The organism is Streptomyces sp. NPDC004658, from assembly GCF_040609555.1.
Lineage (GTDB): Bacteria > Actinomycetota > Actinomycetes > Streptomycetales > Streptomycetaceae > Streptomyces.
Window position 1 is genome coordinate 1 of sequence record NZ_JBEXKG010000059.1, and the last position, 19,600, is coordinate 19,600.

Here is a 19,600-nt window from a genome sequence, read left to right on the forward strand (position 1 = left end):
CGCACCGCCGCCGCCGACATCGTCGGCTCCTACGGCACCGAGGCCAGCGCCGCCGAGGCCGACCAGGGCGCCCTGGTGGACCGGGTCGGCGCGGCCGTCTCCGACCTGACCGCGGCCACCCTCGCCGGCACCCTGCGCGCGGTGGTCTGGGAGAGCTGGGGCGACACCCTGCCCACCCGGTTCGCGATCATCGGGATGGGCCGCTTCGGCGGGCACGAGCTGGGCTACGGCTCCGACGCGGACGTACTGTTCGTGCACGAGCCGCAGGACGGCGTGGACGAGCACGAGGCGTCCGCCGCCGCGAACAAGGTGGTCGCCGAGATGCGCCGCCTGCTCCAGCTGCCCAGCGCCGACCCGCCGCTGCTCATCGACGCGGACCTGCGCCCGGAGGGCAAGTCGGGCCCGCTGGTGCGCACCCTGAAGTCGTACGAGGCGTACTACCGCCGCTGGTCGCTGGTCTGGGAGTCGCAGGCGTTGCTGCGGGCCGAGCCGGTCGCCGGCGACGCGGAGCTGGGCCGGCGGTTCGTCGAGCTGATCGACCCGCTGCGCTATCCGGCCGAGGGCCTCACCGAGGACGCGGTGCGCGAGATTAGGCGGCTGAAGGCGCGCATGGAGTCCGAGCGGCTGCCGCGCGGCGCCGACCCCAAGCTGCACACCAAGCTCGGCCCCGGCGGCCTGTCCGACGTGGAGTGGACGGTCCAGCTGCTGCAGATGCGCCACGGCCACCGCGAGGCGGGCCTGCGCACCACCCGTACCCGGCAGGCCCTGGCCGCGGCCCGCGAGGCCGGGCTGCTGTCGGCCGAGGACGCGGAGATCCTGGACGAGGCGTGGGTGCTGGCCACCCGGGTGCGCAACGCGGTGATGCTGGTCCGCGGCCGGGCCGGGGACACCTTCCCGACCGAGCCGCGCGAGCTGGCCGCCGTCGGCCGCTACCTGGGCTACGGCGCCGGGCACGCCGGGGACATGCTGGACGCCTACCGCCGTACCACCCGCCGGGCGCGCACGGTGGTGGAGGAGCTGTTCTACGGCGACAGGGCCTGAGCCGGCGCGGCGCGGGCCGGGACCAGCCGGGGCAGCGCGTGCGGGAGGCTGCCGTACCACACCCGGGCCACCGCGAAGCCGAAGGTCAGGCAGAGCACACCGCCCACCGCGTCCAGCCAGAAGTGGTTGGCGGTGGCGACGATCACCAGCAGGGTGGCCGCCGGGTACAGCAGGCCCAGCACCCGCACCCACGGCACCGACGCCAGCGCGAAGACCGTCAGCCCGCACCACAGCGACCAGCCGATGTGCATCGACGGCATCGCCGCGTACTGGTTCGACATGTGCTTGAGGTCGCCGGAGGCCATGGAGCCCCAGGTGTGGTGCACCGACACGGTGTCCACGAAGTGCCCGCCGCCCATCAGCCGGGGCGGGGCGAGCGGGAACAGGTAGTAACCGACCAGGGCCACACCCGTGGTCGCGAACAGCACCAGCCGGGTCGCCGCGTAGCGGCCCGGATGCCACCGGTAGAGCCACACCAGCACCCCGATGGTGATGACGAAGTGCAGGGTGGCGTAGTAGTAGTTCATCCCGATGATGAGCCAAGTCACCGAGTTCACCGCGTGGTTGACCGACTGCTCGACGGCGATGCCCAGGCCGTGCTCGGTGCGCCAGATCCAGTCCGCGTTGCGCAGCGCCGCGGCCCGCTGCTCCGGCACGGCGTTGCGGATGAGTGAGTACGTCCAGTAACTCACCGCGATCAAAAGGATCTCGAACCACAGCCGGGGCCGCCTGGGCCGCCGCAGCCGGCCCAGCAAACCGCGTGGGACCTCGCCCGTGACGGCCCGCGGAACGGCCGCGTCCTCGCGACCTCCCGGCTCTGTCACGGTGGAGTCACTCATAGGCACAGAGTCTGCCAGACAAGCCTTCCCTCGGCCGATCATCCCAAGGTCGGGTCCGCAGCGCACCTTCTACGACGTACGGAGGACATTCGGGGCCGAAGCGGTGGAACCGCGCACCACCAGTTCCGGCATGAACACGAACTCGCTGTGCGGCGCCGGTGTCCCCCCGATCTCCTCCAGCAGCGTGCGCACCGCCGCCTGCCCCATCGCCGGGACCGGCTTGCGGATCGTGGTCAGCGGCGGGTCGGTGAAGGCGATCAGCGGGGAGTCGTCGAACCCGACCACCGACACGTCCCGGGGCACCTCCAGGCCCCGTTGGCGGGCCGCCCGTATCGCGCCCAGCGCCATCATGTCGCTGGCGCAGACCACCGCCGTGCAGTCCCGGTCGATCAGGGCCGTCGCCGCCGCCTGACCGCCCTCCAGCGTGTACAGCGAGTGCTGGATCAACTCGGTCTCGACGGTCTGGGCGGCCAGCCCCAGCTGGTCCTGCACGGCGCGGACGAAGCCCTCGATCTTGCGCTGCACGGGCACGAACCGCTTCGGCCCGAGCGCCAGCCCGATCCGGGTGTGCCCCAGCGACACCAGGTGCGTCACCGCCAGCGTCATGGCCGCCCGGTCGTCGGGGGAGATGAACGGCGCCTGCACCTTCGGCGAGAACCCGTCCACCAGCACGTACGGCACGCCCTGCGCGCGCAGCCGCTCGTAGCGCTGCATGTCGGCGGTGGTGTCCGCGTGCAGCCCGGAGACGTAGATGATCCCGGCGACCCCGCGGTCCACCAGCATCTCGGTCAGCTCGTCCTCGGTCGACCCGCCCGGCGTCTGCGTGGCGAGCACCGGGGTGTAGCCCTGGCGGGTCAGCGCCTGGCCGATGACCTGGGCCAGGGCCGGGAATATCGGGTTCTCCAGCTCCGGCGTGATCAGGCCCACCAGGCCCTCGCTGCGCTGCCGCAGCCGGACCGGGCGCTCGTAGCCCAGCACGTCCAGCGCGGCGAGCACGGACTGGCGGGTGGTGGCGGCGACTCCCGGTTTGCCGTTGAGGACCCGGCTGACGGTCGCTTCGCTCACCCCCGCCTGCGCAGCGATGTCGGCAAGCCGTGTGGTCACGGGACCGGACTGTACCGGTCGTATCTCCCCTTGCACACCGGCCGGACGCCGGGCGCGGGCGGGCGCACGGCCTGCCGTGGGTTGCTGCGTCATCGCGCTCCCTCGGGATTGTCGGTGGCAAGAGCTTGCAAGTCTTGCACAACTGTCGTCTTCGCCGCTCAGCGCCCGCGCCACCGGGTTGCGCCGCGGTCGACGGCTGGTCACGACGGGGTAACCATCGTGTCCCCTTGCACTTTTTTTCTGCAAGGTCTTTCGCAACGCTTACATCGCTGTTACGTTCCCAGTCGCCCGGCCGCGGCAACGGCGCAGTCGGCAAGTCGCAGGGACGGACGGGACCGTCCTCTGTACCACTCGGGCTTAACCCTCAAGGAGAACTCATGCGGCGTGGCATAGCGGCCTCCGCGCTGGTGGCGTCCCTCGCCCTGACGGCGACGGCGTGCGGCGGGAGCGACGGCGACAGCGGAAAGTCGGACGGCCCGGTCACCATCACCTGGTGGGACACCTCCAACGCCACCAATGAGGCGCCGACGTACAAGGCCCTGGTCCAGCAGTTCGAGGCTGCCAACAAGGACATCAAGGTCAAGTACGTCAACGTCCCCTTCGACCAGGCGCAGAACAAGTTCGACACCGCCGCCGGCGCCAAGGGCGCCCCGGACGTGCTGCGCTCCGAGGTCGGCTGGACCCCCGCCTTCGCCAAGAAGGGCTTCTTCCTGCCCCTCGACGGCACCGAGGCCCTCGCCGACCAGGGCAAGTTCGAGCCGAACCTGATCAAGCAGGCCCAGTACGAGGGCAAGACCTACGGCGTGCCGCTGGTCACCGACACCCTCGCGCTGGTGTACAACAAGGCCCTGTTCAAGAAGGCCGGCATCACCGAGGCCCCCAAGACCTGGGACGAGCTGAAGGCCGACGCCGCCAAGATCAAGGACAAGGCGAAGGTCGACGGCTACTGGGGCTCCACCCAGGCCTACTACGCCCAGACCTTCCTCTACGGCGAGGGCACCGACACCGTCGACGCCGCCGCCAAGAAGATCACGGTGGACTCGCCCGCCGCCAAGAAGGCCTACGGCACCTGGCTGAGCCTGTTCTCCGGCAAGGGCCTGCACAAGGCCGACGCCACCGCCGACGCCTACGCCCACATCCAGGACGCCTTCGTCAACGGCAAGGTCGCCGCGATCATCCAGGGCCCCTGGGAGATCACGAACTTCTACAAGGGCAGCGCCTTCAAGGACAAGTCCAACCTCGGCATCGCCACCGTCCCGGCCGGCTCCACCGGCAAGGCGGGCGCCCCGACCGGCGGCCACAACCTCTCGGTCTACGCCGGCTCGGACAAGGCCCACCAGGAGGCGGCACTGAAGTTCGTCAAGTTCATGACCTCGGCGCAGTCCCAAGAGACCATCGCCCTGAAGAACTCCACCCTGCCCACCCGCTCCGACGCCTACACCGACAAGGTCAAGGCCGACCCGGGCATCGCCGGCTACCAGGGCGTCCTCGCCGCCGCCCAGCCCCGTCCGGCGCTGCCCGAGTACAGCTCCCTGTGGGGTCCGCTCGACACCGAGCTGCCCAAGATCGCCAGCGGCAAGGAGTCGCTCGACAAGGGTCTGGGCAACGCCGAGCTGGCCATCTCCAAGCTGGTGAGCGGCTTCAGCAAGTGAGCCCGCGTGGCCGTCGGATCCCTCCTGCGAGAACGGGGGGAGGGATCCGACGGCCACCGCCCTGTGCCCGGCCCAAACCCTTGATCTTTGAAGGTGTCGAACCATGACAGTCGCCATCGACCGCGCGACCGGCAAGCGCCGCGGTGACCGCGCGCCTCGGCCCGGGCTGGGGCAGCGCGTCAGAAACGGTTTCCAGAGGTACTGGTACGCCTACGCGATGATCGCCCCGGTGGTCGTCGTGCTCGGTGTCCTCGTGGGCTATCCGCTGGTGCGGGGCTTCTACCTCACCCTCACCGACGCCAACAGCCTGAACTCGGCGCGCACGATCGGCGTCAACCACATCGACGCCACCTACAAGTTCATCGGCCTGGACAACTACCGGGACATCCTGTTCGGCCCGACGGCGTACGACCGGTTCTGGTCGCACTTCCTGTGGACCGTGTTCTGGACGGTGGCGTGCGTCGCCCTGCACTACGGCATCGGCCTCGGCCTCGCGCTCATGCTCAACCAGAAGCTGCGCGGCCGTACCGTCTACCGGCTGCTGCTCGTCCTGCCCTGGGCCGTGCCGACCTTCGTCACCGTCTTCTCCTGGCGGATCATGCTGGCCGACTCCGGCGTGCTCAACCAGATCCTCGGCGCCCTCCACCTGCCCCAGCCGGAGTGGCTGGAGGACACCTTCTGGCAGCGGTTCGCGGCGATCATGGTCAACACCTGGTGCGGTGTGCCGTTCATGATGCTGTCCCTGCTCGGCGGCCTGCAGTCCATCGACTCCTCCCTCTACGAGGCCGCCGAGATGGACGGCGCCAGTGCCTGGCAGCGGTTCCGGCACGTCACCCTGCCCGGCCTGCGCTCGGTCAGCTCCACCGTCGTGCTGCTCGGCATCATCTGGACCTTCAACCAGTTCGTCATCATCTTCCTGCTGTTCGGCAAGAACTCCGCCCCGGACGCCCAGATCCTCGTCACCTGGGCCTACCAGCTGGGCTTCGGCCAGCAGCCGCGCGACTTCGCCCAGTCCGCCGCCTACGGCGTGCTGCTGCTGTCGATCCTGACCGTCTTCACCTCCTTCTACTTCCGCTGGCTGAAGCGCAATGACCAGCTCGCCGTCTGACGCCGCAGGAGCCGCCGCCATGAGCACCACGACCCTGGACACGACCGAGACCGCCCCGGCCCCCGCACCCGCGCCCCGGCGCCGCGTGCGCCGGCGCGGCGAGCGCGGCCCGGCCGGCGCTGCCCTGCTGCACGGCGGCCTCGCCGTGGCGAGCCTGATCGCCCTGGCACCGGTGGCCTGGCTGTTCTACCTGTCCCTCGGCCCGGACAAGGAGGACTACCTGCACCCGGGCGGGATCGCGAGCAAGCTGACCTTCTCGAACTACAGCTTCGTGCTGGAGCACACCGGCTTCCTCGACTGGTTCAAGTCGACGATGATCGTCGCCCTCGGCACGACCTTCATCGGTGTCCTCGTCGCCGCCACCACCGGCTACGCGGTCTCCCGGATGCGCTTCCCCGGCTACAAGCAGCTGATGTGGGTCCTGCTGCTCACCCAGGCCTTCCCGATCGCCGTCCTCATCGTGCCGATGTACGAGATCTTCAGCGAGCTCGGTCTCATCGACACCTACTGGGCGCTGATCCTCATCAACTGCACCACCGCCGTCCCGTACAGCGCCTGGCTGCTCAAGGGGTACTTCGACACCATCCCCTTCGAGATCGACGAGGCCGGGCGCGTGGACGGGCTCAGCCCCTTCGGCACCTTCTTCCGGCTCATCCTGCCGCTGGCCCGCCCGGGCCTGGCCGTGGCCGCGTTCTACAACTTCATCACCGCCGTCGGCGAGGTCGCCTTCGCGACCACCTTCCTGCTGGACGACTCCAAGTACACCTTCGCCGTCGGCCTCCAGACCTTCGTCAGCGAGCACGACGCCCAGTGGAACTACATGGCCGCCACCGCGGTGCTGATCGCGATACCCGTGACCGTGTTCTTCTACCTCGTGCAGAAGAACCTCGTCACCGGCCTCACCGCCGGCGGCACCAAGGGCTGACGCCCACGACCGACCAGGCGGGCCGCTGCGTCCCCAGACCCCGCTGACACCGCGGCCCGCCTCGCCGCCGCACCCACCGACTGCCCACCATGCCCCAGTTACGTATCAAGGACGCCATGAGCCAGCAGCACTCCGCCGCACCGGCCCGCCACTCCACCGCCACCGTCGCCGACCGCCGCGACTGGTGGCGGGACGCGGTCATCTACCAGGTCTATCCGCGCAGCTTCGCCGACAGCAACGGCGACGGCATGGGCGACCTGGAGGGCGTACGCTCCCGCCTGCCCTATCTGCGTGACCTGGGTGTCGACGCCGTGTGGCTCAGCCCCTTCTACGCCTCCCCGCAGGCCGACGCCGGCTACGACGTCGCCGACTACCGTGCCGTGGACCCCATGTTCGGCACCCTGCTGGACGCCGACGCGCTGATCCGCGACGCCCACGCGCACGGCCTGCGCATCATCGTGGACCTGGTCCCGAACCACTCCTCCGACCAGCACGAGTGGTTCAAGCGCGCCCTCGCCGAAGGCCCCGGCTCCCCGCTGCGCGAGCGCTACCACTTCCGCCCCGGCAAGGGGACGAACGGCGAACTGCCGCCCAACGACTGGGAGTCCATCTTCGGCGGCCCGGCCTGGACGCGCGTGGCCGACGGGGAGTGGTACCTGCACCTCTTCGCCCCCGAGCAGCCGGACTTCAACTGGAACCACCCGGCCGTCGGCGACGAGTTCCGCTCCATCCTGCGGTTCTGGCTGGACATGGGCGTGGACGGCTTCCGCATCGACGTGGCCCACGGCCTGGTCAAGGCCGACGGCCTGCCCGACCTCGGCGCGCACGACCAGCTGAAGCTGCTGGGCAACGATGTCATGCCGTTCTTCGACCAGGACGGCGTGCACGAGATCTACCGCCAGTGGCGAAAGATCCTCGACGAGTACGCGGGGGAGAGGATCTTCGTCGCCGAGGCCTGGACCCCGACCGTCGAGCGCACCGCCAACTACGTCCGCCCCGACGAACTGCACCAGGCCTTCAACTTCCAGTACCTGAGCGCGGAGTGGGACGCGGCGGAGCTGCGGACCGTCATCGACCGCACCCTGGAGGCCATGCGCCCGGTCGGCGCACCCGCCACCTGGGTGCTGTCCAACCACGACGTCACCCGGCACGCCACCCGCTTCGCCAACCCGCCCGGCCTCGGCACCCAGATCCGCACGGCGGGGGACCGGGAGCTGGGCCTGCGCCGCGCCCGCGCGGCCACCCTCCTGATGCTCGCCCTGCCCGGCTCGGCGTACATCTACCAGGGCGAGGAACTGGGCCTCCCGGACGTCGTGGACCTGCCCGACGAGGTGCGCCAGGACCCGGCGTACTTCCGGGGCGCCGGCCAGGACGGCTTCCGCGACGGCTGCCGGGTCCCGATCCCGTGGACCCGCGAGGGCTCCTCCTACGGCTTCGGCAGCGGCGGCAGCTGGCTCCCGCAGCCCGCCGACTGGGCCGGGCTGAGCGTGGCGGCGCAGACCGGCGACCCCGGCTCCACGCTGGAGCTGTACCGGGCCGCGCTGCGCGCGCGCCGCGCCCATCCGGACCTCGGCGCGGGGGAGGCGGTGGAGTGGCTGCGGGCGCCCGAGGGCGTCCTGGCCTTCCGGCGCGGGGACTTCGTGTGCGTGGCGAACACCACGGGCGAGTCGGTGACGACCCCCTCGTACGGCCGTGTCCTGCTCACCAGCGGTGAGGTGACCGAGGCGGACGGCGAGACGAAGGTGCCCGCCGACACCACGGTCTGGTGGACGACGGCGGACTGACAGCCGGACGCGGGGCCGGGTCTGAGGCCCCGTCTGAAAGTTCTTGCATCAAGTTCACAACGGCCCGCTGCCTTTCGGCCAGCGGGCCTTTAACATCTGCGTCACCGCAAGTTTGCTGAAAGATTTCAGCAAGCCCCTTCAGCGGTCCAGTTGCCTTCAACGTCGAAGGAACCCCACATGGCACGCAGAACCCTCCCCACGGCGGTCGCCCTCACGGCCGCGGCTCTGGTTGGCATGACCCCGACGGCCGCCGAGGCCTCCCCGCCCGGCACCAAGGACGTCACCGCCGTCCTGTTCGAGTGGAACTACGCCTCGGTGGCCAAGGAGTGCACCACCGCCCTCGGCCCCGCCGGCTACGGATACGTCCAGGTCTCCCCGCCCGCCGAGCACATACAGGGGGCGCAGTGGTGGACGTCGTACCAGCCCGTCTCGTACAAGATCGCGGGCCGCCTCGGCAACCGCGCGGCGTTCCAGAACATGGTGAACACCTGCCACGCGGCCGGTGTGAAGGTCGTCGTCGACACCGTGGTCAACCACATGTCGGCGGGCAGCGGCACCGGCACCGGCGGCTCGTCGTACACGAAGTACGACTACCCCGGCCTGTACTCGGTCTACGACTTCGACGACTGCACCTCCCAGGTGTCGAACTACTCCGACCGCTGGAACGTCCAGCACTGCGAACTCGTCGGGCTCGCCGACCTGGACACCGGCGAGGAGTACGTCCGCAAGACGATCGCCGGGTACATGAACGACCTGCTCGGCCTCGGTGTCGACGGCTTCCGCATCGACGCGGCCAAGCACATCCCGGCCGGGGACCTGGCGAACATCAAGAGCCGCCTGACCAACCCGTCCGCCTACTGGAAGCAGGAGGTCATCTACGGCGCGGGCGAGGCCGTCCAGCCCTCCGAGTACACCGGCAACGGAGACGTCCAGGAGTTCCGCTACGCCTATGACCTCAAGCGCGTCTTCACCAGCGAGAAGCTGGCCTACCTGAACAACTACGGGGAGGGCTGGGGCTACTTGAGCAGTTCGGTCGCGGGCGTCTTCGTCGACAACCACGACACCGAGCGCAACGGCAGCACGCTGAACTACAAGAGCGGCGCCGACTACACCCTGGCCAACGTCTTCATGCTCGCCTGGCCGTACGGCGCCCCGGACATCAACTCCGGCTACGAGTGGTCGGACGCCGACGCCGGCCCGCCCAACGGCGGCCAGGTGAACGCCTGCTGGCAGGACGGGTGGAAGTGCCAGCACGCCTGGCCGGAGATCAGGTCCATGGTCGCCTTCCGCAACGCGACCCGCGGCCAGGCGGTCACCAACTGGTGGGACAACGGCAACAACGCCATCGCGTTCGGCCGGGGGAGCAAGGGCTACGTGGCGATCAACCACGAGTCCTCGTCCCTGACCCGCACCTACCAGACGTCCCTGCCGGCCGGGACGTACTGCAACGTGCAGAACAACACCCCGGTGACCGTGAACTCCAGCGGACAGTTCACCGCCACCCTCGGCTCGAACACGGCCCTGGCGCTCTACGCCGGCAAGTCGAGCTGCTGACCGGACGCCTGACGGAGCGTGAAACCTCTTACGGGAGGTTTCACGCACCTTGCTGCAAACCCTCATCCGCCCTCGCAAGGAGTCACCCCCTGTGATACCGAGATGGCCGGCGCCGCGCAGGCGCCGCACCCCGCACCGCGGACGGGCCGCGGCCGTCACCGCCGTCGCCCTCGCCGCCGCGCTGCTCCAGCCGTCGGCCGCCCGCGCGGCCACCCCGCCCGCGCCCCCCTCGGACGCGAAGCTCGCCGCCGTGCCCGCCCGGCACGACGACACCCGCGAGCAGTTCTACTTCGTCCTGCCGGACCGCTTCGCCAACGGGGACACCTCCAACGACAGGGGCGGCCTGACCGGCTCCCGCCTGTCCACCGGGTACGACCCCACCGACAAGGGCTTCTACCAGGGCGGCGACCTCAAGGGCCTGACCAGGCGGCTGGACTACATCAAGGGGCTCGGCACCACCGCCATCTGGCTGGCGCCCATCTTCAAGAACCGCCCGGTGCAGGGCAGCGGCAGCAACGCCTCGGCCGGCTACCACGGGTACTGGATCACCGACTTCACCCAGGTCGACCCGCACTTCGGCACCAACGACGACCTCAAGTCCCTCATCTCCAAGGCCCACGCCAAGGGCATGAAGGTCTTCTTCGACGTCATCACCAACCACACAGCCGACGTCGTGGACTACGACGAGAAGTCCTACGGCTACCTGTCCAAGGGCGCCTTCCCGTACCTGACGAAGGACGGCAGGCCCTTCGACGACGCCGACTACGCCGACGGCCACCGCACGTTCCCGCACGTCGGCACCGGCTCCTTCCCGTACACCCCGAGGGCCACCAGCGGCAGCAAGGTCCCGGCCTGGCTCAACGACCCGGCGATGTACCACAACCGGGGCGACTCCACGTACTCCGGCGAGTCCACCACCTACGGCGACTTCTCCGGCCTGGACGACCTGTGGACCGAGCGTCCCGAGGTCGTCCACGGAATGGAGAAGATCTACGAGCGGTGGGTGCGGGACTTCGCCGTCGACGGCTTCCGGATCGACACCGTCAAGCACGTGAACATGGAGTTCTGGACCCAGTGGGCCACCGCGCTGGACCGGTACGCGGCCGAACGCGGGCGGAAGAACTTCTTCATGTTCGGCGAGGTCTACTCCGCCGACACCGCCGTCACCTCCCCGTACGTCACCCAGGGCCGGCTGGACGCCACCCTCGACTTCCCCTTCCAGGACGCGGCCCGCGCCTACGCCTCCCAGGGCGGCAGCGCGCGCAGGCTCGCGGGCGTCTTCGGTGACGACTACACGTACACGACCGACAAGGCCAACGCCTACGAGCAGGTCACCTTCCTCGGCAACCACGACATGGGCCGCATCGGGTACTTCCTGAAGCAGGACAACCCGAGGGCGACCGACGCCGAGATCCTGAAGAAGGACCGGCTCGCCAACGAGCTGATGTTCCTCAGCCGGGGCAACCCGGTCGTCTACTACGGCGACGAGCAGGGCTTCACCGGCTCCGGCGGCGACAAGGACGCCCGCCAGACCATGTTCGCCTCCAAGGTCGCCGACTACCTGGACGACGACGAGATCGGCACCGACCGCACCCACGCGAGCGCCGCCTACGACCCGAAGGCCCCGCTGTACCGGCAGATCGCCGCGCTTGCGAAGCTCCGCAAGGCCAACCCGGCCCTGACCGACGGAGTGCAGACCGAGCGGTACGCGGCCGACGGACCCGGTGTCTACGCCTTCACGCGCACCGACGCCCGGACGGGCCAGGAGTACGTCGTCGCCTTCAACAACGCCGGCTCCGAGAAGACGGCGACGTTCGCCACCGGATCCGCGGACATGTCGTACCGGGGCGTCTACAGCGCCACCGGCTCGGTGACGTCCGACGCCGACAGGAAAGTCACCGTCACCGTCCCGGCCGGCGCCGCCGTCGTCTACAAGGCGGCCGGGAAGCTCGCCGCCCCCGCCGCCAAGCCGTCCCTCACCCTGACCGCCCCCGCTCCCGGCGCCACCGGCACCGTGGAAGTGAGCGCGGACGTCACCGGCGGACAGCTCAACCGCGTCGTCTTCGCCGCCCAGGTGGGCGACGGCAGGTGGCGCACGCTCGGCTCCGCCGACCACGCCCCCTACAAGGTCACCCAGACCCTCGGCACGGACGTGCCCGCCGGCACCGCCCTGCGCTACAAGGCCGTCGTCGTCGACTCCGCCGGGCGCACCGCGAGCGCCACGGCCGGCAGCACCACCGGCACCCCGCCCGCGCCCGAGGTCCCCACGGCCTCCTCCCGGGACTACGCGATCGTCCACTACAAGCGCGCGGACGGCGACTACGCCGACTGGGGCCTGTACGCCTGGGGCGACCTCGCCGACGGCGAGGCCACGAACTGGCCCGCCAGCCACCCCTTCGTGGGCCGGGACGCCTACGGCGCCTTCGCCTACGTCAAGCTCAAGCCCGGCGCCTCCACCGTCGGCTTCCTGGTCATCGACAAGGACGGCACCAAGGACGTCTCCGCCGACCGGTCCATCGACGTCACCCGGGCGGGTGAGGTGTGGATCGAGCAGGGCAAGGCCGAGGTACGGACCGAACGGCCCGACTACCCCGCCCAGGACAAGACCAAGGCCGTCCTGCACTACCACCGCGCCGACGGGGACTACGCCGGCTGGGGCCTGCACGTCTGGACGGGTGCCGCGCATCCCACCGACTGGTCGAGCCCGCTGCAGCCGGTGAAGACTGATGCCTATGGCGCGGTCTTCGAGGTGCCGCTCACCGAGGGTGCCACCAGCCTCAGCTACATCATCCACAAGGGCGACGAGAAGGATCTCCCGGCCGACCAGTCCCTGGACCTCAAGGCAGCAGGCAACGAGGTGTGGCTGGTGAACGGCCAGGAGCGGTACCTGCTGCCCCAGCCGGCCGGCAGTGCCGCCGCGCTGGACCTGACCACCTCCAAGGCGATCTGGATCGACCGGAACACCCTCGCCTGGAACGGCGTCGACGGCGCCGCCTCCACCCAGCTGCTGTACTCCCGCGACGGCTCGATCGCCGTCAAGGACGGCACGCTGACCAGTGACGACGAGCGCTGGATCCGGCTGGAGAAGACCGCGCTGACCGACGCCCAGAAGGCGAGGTTCCCCCACCTGAAGGACTACACCGCCTGGTCCGTCGACCCGCGCGACCGCGACCGGGTCCGCGAGGCCGTCAGGGGTCAGCTCGTCGCCTCGCAGCGCGCCGCCAACGGCGCCGTGCTCGCGGCGACCGGCGTGCAGATCGCCGGCGTGCTGGACGACCTCTACCCCGGCGCCACCAAGGCGAAGCTGGGCCCGGTCTTCCACGACGGCAGGCCCACGCTCTCCGTCTGGGCGCCGACGGCCCAGTCCGTGCGGCTCGACCTGGACGGCAAGGCCGTGCCGATGCACCGGAACGACACCACCGGCGTCTGGTCCGTCACCGGCCCCGCCTCCTGGAAGGGCAAGCCCTACCGGTACGCCGTCACGGTGTGGGCGCCCAGCGTCCGCAAGCGGGTCACCAACAAGGTCACCGACCCGTACTCGGTCGCGCTCACCGCGAACTCCGAGCGCAGCCTGGTCGTGGACCTGAACGACCCGTCCCTCGCCCCGGCCGGCTGGTCGGCCCTGCGCAAGCCCAGGGCCGTTCCGCTGAAGGACGCGCAGATCCAGGAGCTGCACATCCGGGACTTCTCCGTCGAGGACCGCACCGCGCGGCACCCGGGCACCTACCTGGCCTTCACCGACAAGAGCAGCGACGGTTCGAAGCACCTCCGGGCGCTCGCCCGGGCCGGGACGTCGTACGTCCACCTGCTGCCCGCCTTCGACATCGCCACGATCCCCGAGAAGAAGGCCGACCAGGCGACCCCGGACTGCGACCTGGCCTCCTATCCGGCCGACTCCGACAAGCAGCAGGAGTGCGTGGCGAGGACCGCCGCCAAGGACGCCTACAACTGGGGCTACGACCCGTACCACTACACGGTCCCCGAGGGTTCGTACGCCACCGACCCGGACGGCACGGCCCGTACCGTCCAGTTCCGGAAGATGGTGCAGGCGCTCAACCAGGACGGGCTCAGGGTCGTCATGGACGTCGTCTACAACCACACCGCGGCAAGCGGCCAGGCGGTGACCAGCGTCCTCGACCGGATCGTGCCCGGCTACTACCAGCGGCTCCTCGCCGACGGCTCGGTGGCCACCAGCACCTGCTGCGCCAACACCGCGCCGGAGAACGCGATGATGGGCAAGCTGGTGGTGGACTCGATCGTCACCTGGGCCAGGCAGTACAAGGTCGACGGGTTCCGCTTCGACCTCATGGGCCACCACCCGAAGGCCAACATCCTGGCCGTCCGCAAGGCCCTGGACGCGCTGACCCTTCAGAAGGACGGCGTCGACGGCAAGAAGATCATCCTGTACGGCGAGGGCTGGAACTTCGGCGAGGTCGCGAACGACGCCCGGTTCGTGCAGGCCACGCAGGCCAACATGGCCGGCACCGGCATCGCCACCTTCTCCGACCGCGCCCGTGACGCGGTGCGCGGCGGCGGCCCCTTCGACGAGGACCCCGGCGTCCAGGGCTTCGCGTCCGGGCTGTACACCGACCCCAACGCCTCCACGGCCAACGGCACGAAGGAGGAGCAGAAGGCACGCCTGCTGCACTACCAGGACCTGATCAAGGTCGGCCTGACCGGCAACCTGGCCCGGTACCGGTTCACGGACACCGACGGCAAGGAGGTGACCGGCGCCGGGGTCGACTACAACGGCGCGCCCGCCGGGTACGCGGACGCGCCCGGCGACGCCCTCGCCTACGTGGACGCGCACGACAACGAGTCCCTGTTCGACGCGCTGACCTACAAGCTGCCGAAGGACACGTCCGCGTCCGACCGGGCCCGGATGCAGGTCCTCGCCATGGCCACGGCCGCCCTCTCCCAGGGACCCGCGCTCTCCCAGGCGGGCACCGACCTGCTGCGCTCGAAGTCGCTGGACCGCAACTCCTTCGACAGCGGGGACTGGTTCAACGCCATCCACTGGAACTGCGCCGACGGCAACGGCTTCGGGCGCGGACTGCCCCCGGCGGCCGACAACCAGTCCAAGTGGGACCGCGCGAGGCCGCTGCTGAGCACGGTCAAGGTCGGCTGCGAGCAGATCACGGGCGCCTCGGCCGCCTACCGGGACCTGCTGAGGATCCGTACGACCGAGAAGGCGTTCTCGCTGGGGACGGCCGCGCGGGTGCAGGAACAGCTGTCGTTCCCGCTGTCCGGGAAGGACGAGACGCCGGGCGTGATCACCATGCGCCTCGGTGACCTGGTCGTCGTCTTCAACGCCACCCCACAGCGGCAGGAGCAGACGATCGGCGCCCTCGCCGGGACGCCGTACCGGCTGCACCCGGTGCAGGCGGCGGGCGCCGACGAGGTGGTGAGGACCGCCTCCTACGCGGCCGGCTCGGGCACGTTCACGGTGCCCGCGCGGACCGTCGCGGTGTTCACCCGGGCGGGGAACTAGGCTGAGGCCGTTGCCGTAGAACAGGAGTGCGCATGCCGCAGATCACCATCGACTACTCCGCCACCATGGAGGGCGCCTTCGACCGCGCGGGCTTCGCGCGGGCACTGCACGAGGCGACCGTGGAGATCGCGGCGGCGAAGCCGGAGGCCTGCAAGACGCAGTTCCGGCCGAGCGCGTACACGGTGTTCGGGTACGAGGCGCGCGGGCACGCCGTCGTGCACGTGACGATCGGGCTCCTCGCCGGACGCGGCGAGGAGACCAAGGCGAGGCTGACGGAGACGGTCCTGGAGCTGCTCCGCGCGCATGTGGCGGACGCGGCGTTCACCCTGCACGCCTCCGCCGAGATCCGCGACCTCGACCCGTCGTACCGGAAGTTCGACCGGTAGGTCAGGGCGCCAGGGACAGCAGCCGGCCGACCAGCTCCGCGACGGGGCCGTCGGCCGGCTCGTCCTTCACCATGGTCCGCAGCAGGACGGCCATGTCCTCGTCGTGGGCGGCGCCGACGGCGGCCAGCGCGGCGAAGTCGTGCACGAGCTGCTTCTCCAGCTCGGCGCGCGGGATGCGCCGGCCGTCCAGCCAGATCAGCGCCGTGGACTCGACGAGCGAGATCCAGGAGCGGACGACCAGCTCCAGGCGCGGGGAGGCCTCGGCCACGCCCAGGTGCGACAGGATCTGGTCGTACGCGGCCTGCCGGACGGAGTCGATCAGCGCGTTGGTCGTCGTGGAGCCGACGGCCGGCCCGCCGCGCATCAGGGCCGAGAAACCGGGGCCGTGCTCGTCCACGAAGTCGAAGAAACGGCCCATCACGCGCAGCAGCCGGGCGCCCAGCGGACCTTCGCGGGGCTCGGTGAAGCGGCTCGCGAGATCCTCCGAGGCGCGCCTCAACGCCGCCTCGTACAGGCTGAGTTTGCCCGGGAAGTAGTGGTAGACGAGCGGCCGTGAGATGCCCGCCGCCGAGGCTATCTCGTCGATGGAGACCTCGTCGGGCGAGCGTCGGCTGAACAGGTCGAGGGCGACGCCGATCAGTTGCTGACGACGTTCCTCGACGCCCATCCTGCGGCGAACCCCGGTACTCATGCGAACACTTTACCGATCGGTTCCGGCCGCACGTGATCACATGTCTAGCGCAGGCCGGTGATCTCCCGCCCGTCCGTCAGCGTCCCCTTCAGGTCCGCCCGCGCCCCTCGCTCCGCCCGGACGGCCAGCAGCGGCCCCTGCCCGGACGCCGTCACCCCGCCCGTCGCGGAGACCGACGACGTGCCCTCGCTGCCCGCCGCCAGCAGGTACCAGGTCCCCGCCGCCGACTTCCACAGCACCCCGGCCAGCACATGGGGATCGCGCGGCCCGCAGGCCGGCACATCCGTGCCCTTGGCGACGACCGCCCCGGCCGCTCCGCCCGGCGTGCGGAACTGGGCCAGCGCGGCCGTGCCGTCACCGCGCCAGGTCTCCGCCCGGGTGCACACCCAGGCTCCGGATCCGCTGCCTTCGGGCAGTGGCTGCTCGGCGTACGCCCAGGCGTTGACGCTCCGGATGCCCGACGAGCGCTCGGCCGCCAGGGAGCAGGCGAACGGCGCCCAGGTGCGCAGGCCGCGCGCACCGGACGCCTCCCCGGCCTCGCCGGGCCGCCCCGCCGTGAGGTGGGCCGGGACCAGCTCGCCGAGGTCGGTGGTGAGCCGGGTGCCGGAGGCGTCGGTCAGCTGGAGCACGGTCCACGAGGTGCACCTGCCGGTCCGCACGGCGGGGCTGGCCAGCGGCGCGGTGACGCCGTCGGTGAGGGTGAGCGGCGTCGCGTCCGCGTCCGGCTTCGTCAGGTCCCGCTGGGCCGCCTTCGTCACCCACGGGGCGGTCAGATAGCGGACGTTGCCGTCCGAGCGGCCCAGCACCAGCGCGCTCGCCCCGGCGCCCGTCGCGCCGTCGACCCGGGCGAAGTCCAGCGCCGCGCCCTGCGTGCCGTTCCTCGGCTCGGCGTAGCGGGCGATGCGCAGGCCGTCGTAGAGGATCACCACCCGGGCGGCGTCGACCTCGCCCGCGTACAGCAGCTGGGGCGGACCGGCCGGGCCACCGGTCTGGGTGCCCGGGGTCGCCGAGACGCGGACCGTCTCCCCGGGGCGGGCCCAGACGGCGAGGGCGCGGCGCAGCAGCGCCTTGTCGCCGGTGAGCGGGCCGCGCGCGGGCCACACGGAGAAGTCGGTGCGGGCCGAGGTCCGCCAGGCGGCGGGGGAGATCCGGGTCAGTTTGCCGGGGTCGAGGGCGGCCTCGGCGGCCGGGTTCTCGGCGTAGGAGGGAGCGGCGGCGCCGTCCGGGCCCCAGCCGCCGCCGGGCAGGGCGACCAGCGCGCCGCACACCGCGAGCGCCGCCGCCGCGGCGAGGGCGGCCTTGGTGTGCTGGCGGCGCCGCACCAGATCGGTGGGCCGCGCCTGGAGCGAGCACGGGTCGAACTCGGCGGAGGAGAGCAGCCCCGGCTGCATGGGCACGCTGTTCGCCGCGGCCAGCGCGCCGCCCGGGTCGGTCACCCCGGCCGCGTCGAGGAGGTCGCGGATGTCCGGGTCGGGGAGCTTCTCCAGGCCGCGCAGGACGTAGGCGGCGCGGGCCGGGCCGGACAGGGCGGACAGCCGCTGGTCCAGGGCGAGTTCGTCGGCACCGCCGGTGCGCGGGAACAGTCTGAGGCCCCACACCTGGGGGAGCAGCGGCGGCAGCTGGCCGAACCGGGGCAGGACCTTGCGGGGGCGCGCCGCCTCCAGGGCCGTGCGCAGGACCCGCTCGCGCAGGTAGGCGTACCCGGGGTCGCCCTCCCGGCCGGAGGCCTGGGCCGGGATCACGGACGGCTCTGTGCGCCTTTGGGGCAGGGCGCGCTGGGCGAGGGCGTGTGCGGTCAGGACCCGGCGGCTGCGGCCGAGGCCCGGCGGCAGCACCAGGTAGGCGAGCCGGACCAGCCGGGGGTAGTGCTCGACGAGCGCGGCCTCGGCCCGTTCGACGTCGACCGGGCCGGTGCTCCCGGCGGGGGAGGGTGCGTGACGCTGGGATACATCCTGTGACTGCACGTCCGGGAGAACGAGCGAGCCGGCGGTTGGTCACCGCCGGACGAGTGGTTCACACCGGGGGTTCGACCAGGGCCCGCGCGTAGTTCGCCATCGACCGCTGGTAGCGTGGCAGATGCCGGGCGAGCGCGCCGAGCACCAGGGACAGGCCCTCGCGGTCGCGGCCGAGACTGGACAGGCACAGGGCGAGGGTGGCCCGTACCGCGTCGTCCAACTCGTCGGACGGCGCGTCCAGTTCGGGTGTGAGCAGCTTGACGCCCTCCTCCGCCTGACCGATGTTGCGCAGCGAACTCGACAGCTGGATCCTGGCCCGGCGGCCCTTGTAGCCGCTGAGCCCGCGGGCCAGCGCCTCCCGGTACAGCGGCACCGCCTTGTCGGAGTGGCCCGTGGAGTCCCAGGCGCAGGCCTGCTCGAAGGGCCCCAGCGGGCTGTCGTCCGGCAGTTCGGCGACGAGGGCGTCGATCAGCGCGCGGAACTCGTGCGCGCGCTCCTCCGGGTACTCATCGAAGGCGGCCCAGGCGGCGGCCACGCGGTCTTCCCAGTTCTGGTTCACCGCGTCACCTTCGCACACCCGTGCGTGCCCGGTCACGGGATTTGAGCGCAGCGCCCGCGGGAGCCGTATCCGAAGGCGCTGGGGCATGCTTGGCACACCAGACCGGAGGAACAGATGAGGTTGACAGGACTGCTGCTCGGCGCCGCGGCCGTGCTGACGCTGGCGGGCTGCGGCTCGGGCGACAAGACGGAGTCCGTGCCGCCCACCGCGACCGGCAGCCTGGAGCATCTGGCCGCCGAGGTGAAGTGCGAGCCGAACATGCAGACCGACGCGGACGAGATCCGCCAGGCCATCTGCCGCACCGGCAAGGGCAAATTCATCCTCGCCACCTTCGCCACCGACCGCGGGCAGCGCGAGTGGATCAACGACGCGAAGGACTACGGCGGCCACTACCTGGTCGGCCGCAAATGGGTCGCCGTCGGCGACGACGGGGTGGTCAAGGCGCTGCGCGGCACGCTCGGCGGCGACCTGGAGGACGGCGCCGACCATCACGCGCACAGCGGCTGACGGC

13 protein-coding genes and 1 pseudogene are annotated in these 19,600 nt (G+C 71.1%); 9 read left to right on the plus strand and 5 right to left on the minus strand.

Annotation, left to right across the window (positions count from 1 at the left end; translation table 11 throughout):
* A pseudogene (locus tag ABZV94_RS20985) lies at positions 1-1,041 on the plus strand (bifunctional glutamine-synthetase adenylyltransferase/deadenyltransferase); the annotation flags it as partial.
* Here ABZV94_RS20985 and ABZV94_RS20990 read toward each other — a convergent pair.
* Both ABZV94_RS20990 and ABZV94_RS20995 read right to left on the minus strand, forming a co-directional pair.
* Positions 1,023-1,880, minus strand: coding sequence for a phosphatase PAP2 family protein (locus ABZV94_RS20990; protein ID WP_356342249.1), 858 nt, complete (start codon positions 1,878-1,880; stop codon positions 1,023-1,025). The pseudogene ABZV94_RS20985 and the gene ABZV94_RS20990 overlap by 19 nt on opposite strands.
* Positions 1,881-1,949: 69 nt before the next feature.
* A complete protein-coding gene (locus ABZV94_RS20995; RefSeq protein ID WP_356342251.1) occupies positions 1,950-2,984 on the minus strand; it encodes a LacI family DNA-binding transcriptional regulator in 1,035 nt (344 codons plus the stop codon).
* 377 nt (positions 2,985-3,361) lie between these two features.
* On the opposite strand from ABZV94_RS20995, the gene ABZV94_RS21000 reads away from it, so the two are divergent.
* The 7 genes from ABZV94_RS21000 (at position 3,362) to ABZV94_RS21030 (ending at position 15,884) form a co-directional block, all read left to right on the plus strand.
* On the plus strand, positions 3,362-4,636 hold the full coding sequence (locus tag ABZV94_RS21000; protein ID WP_356342252.1) for an extracellular solute-binding protein: 1,275 nt from the start codon (positions 3,362-3,364) through the stop codon (positions 4,634-4,636).
* A gap of 103 nt (positions 4,637-4,739) precedes the next feature.
* Complete coding sequence (locus tag ABZV94_RS21005) at positions 4,740-5,744, plus strand: sugar ABC transporter permease (protein ID WP_356342254.1); 1,005 nt, start codon at positions 4,740-4,742, stop codon at positions 5,742-5,744.
* Between the two features lie 19 nt (positions 5,745-5,763).
* Positions 5,764-6,669 (plus strand): ABC transporter permease subunit, encoded by a 906-nt coding sequence (locus tag ABZV94_RS21010; protein ID WP_356342256.1) that lies wholly within the window; start codon positions 5,764-5,766, stop codon positions 6,667-6,669.
* Positions 6,670-6,785: 116 nt separating this feature from the next.
* The gene (locus ABZV94_RS21015; protein WP_356342313.1) at positions 6,786-8,453 is read left to right on the plus strand and encodes an alpha-amylase family glycosyl hydrolase; all 1,668 of its coding nucleotides are present in this window, start codon (positions 6,786-6,788) and stop codon (positions 8,451-8,453) included.
* 177 nt (positions 8,454-8,630) lie between these two features.
* Positions 8,631-10,007 carry an alpha-amylase family protein gene (locus tag ABZV94_RS21020; protein ID WP_356342258.1) on the plus strand — a complete coding sequence of 459 codons (1,377 nt, stop codon included), beginning with the start codon at positions 8,631-8,633 and terminating at the stop codon, positions 10,005-10,007.
* 91 nt (positions 10,008-10,098) lie between these two features.
* Entirely contained in the window at positions 10,099-15,498 is a 5,400-nt protein-coding gene (gene pulA, locus ABZV94_RS21025) for a pullulanase-type alpha-1,6-glucosidase (RefSeq protein ID WP_356342260.1), read from the plus strand.
* A 32-nt stretch (positions 15,499-15,530) separates the two neighbouring features.
* Positions 15,531-15,884: an isomerase gene (locus tag ABZV94_RS21030; RefSeq protein WP_356342262.1), complete on the plus strand. Its 354-nt coding sequence runs from the start codon at positions 15,531-15,533 to the stop codon at positions 15,882-15,884.
* Position 15,885: 1 nt separating this feature from the next.
* Here the strand turns inward: ABZV94_RS21030 and ABZV94_RS21035 are convergent, their stop codons facing one another.
* The 3 genes from ABZV94_RS21035 to ABZV94_RS21045 are packed head-to-tail and all read right to left on the minus strand — an operon-like array spanning position 15,886 to position 19,089.
* Entirely contained in the window at positions 15,886-16,575 is a 690-nt protein-coding gene (locus ABZV94_RS21035; RefSeq protein WP_356342264.1) for a TetR/AcrR family transcriptional regulator, read from the minus strand.
* 44 nt (positions 16,576-16,619) lie between these two features.
* Positions 16,620-18,539: a hypothetical protein gene (locus ABZV94_RS21040; protein ID WP_356342265.1), complete on the minus strand. Its 1,920-nt coding sequence runs from the start codon at positions 18,537-18,539 to the stop codon at positions 16,620-16,622.
* Between the two features lie 49 nt (positions 18,540-18,588).
* Positions 18,589-19,089: a tetratricopeptide repeat protein gene (locus tag ABZV94_RS21045; RefSeq protein WP_356342267.1), complete on the minus strand. Its 501-nt coding sequence runs from the start codon at positions 19,087-19,089 to the stop codon at positions 18,589-18,591.
* 114 nt (positions 19,090-19,203) lie between these two features.
* Between ABZV94_RS21045 and ABZV94_RS21050 the strand changes: the two genes are divergently transcribed.
* Entirely contained in the window at positions 19,204-19,596 is a 393-nt protein-coding gene (locus ABZV94_RS21050; protein WP_356342269.1) for a hypothetical protein, read from the plus strand.
* The last annotated feature ends 4 nt before the right edge of the window (positions 19,597-19,600 follow it).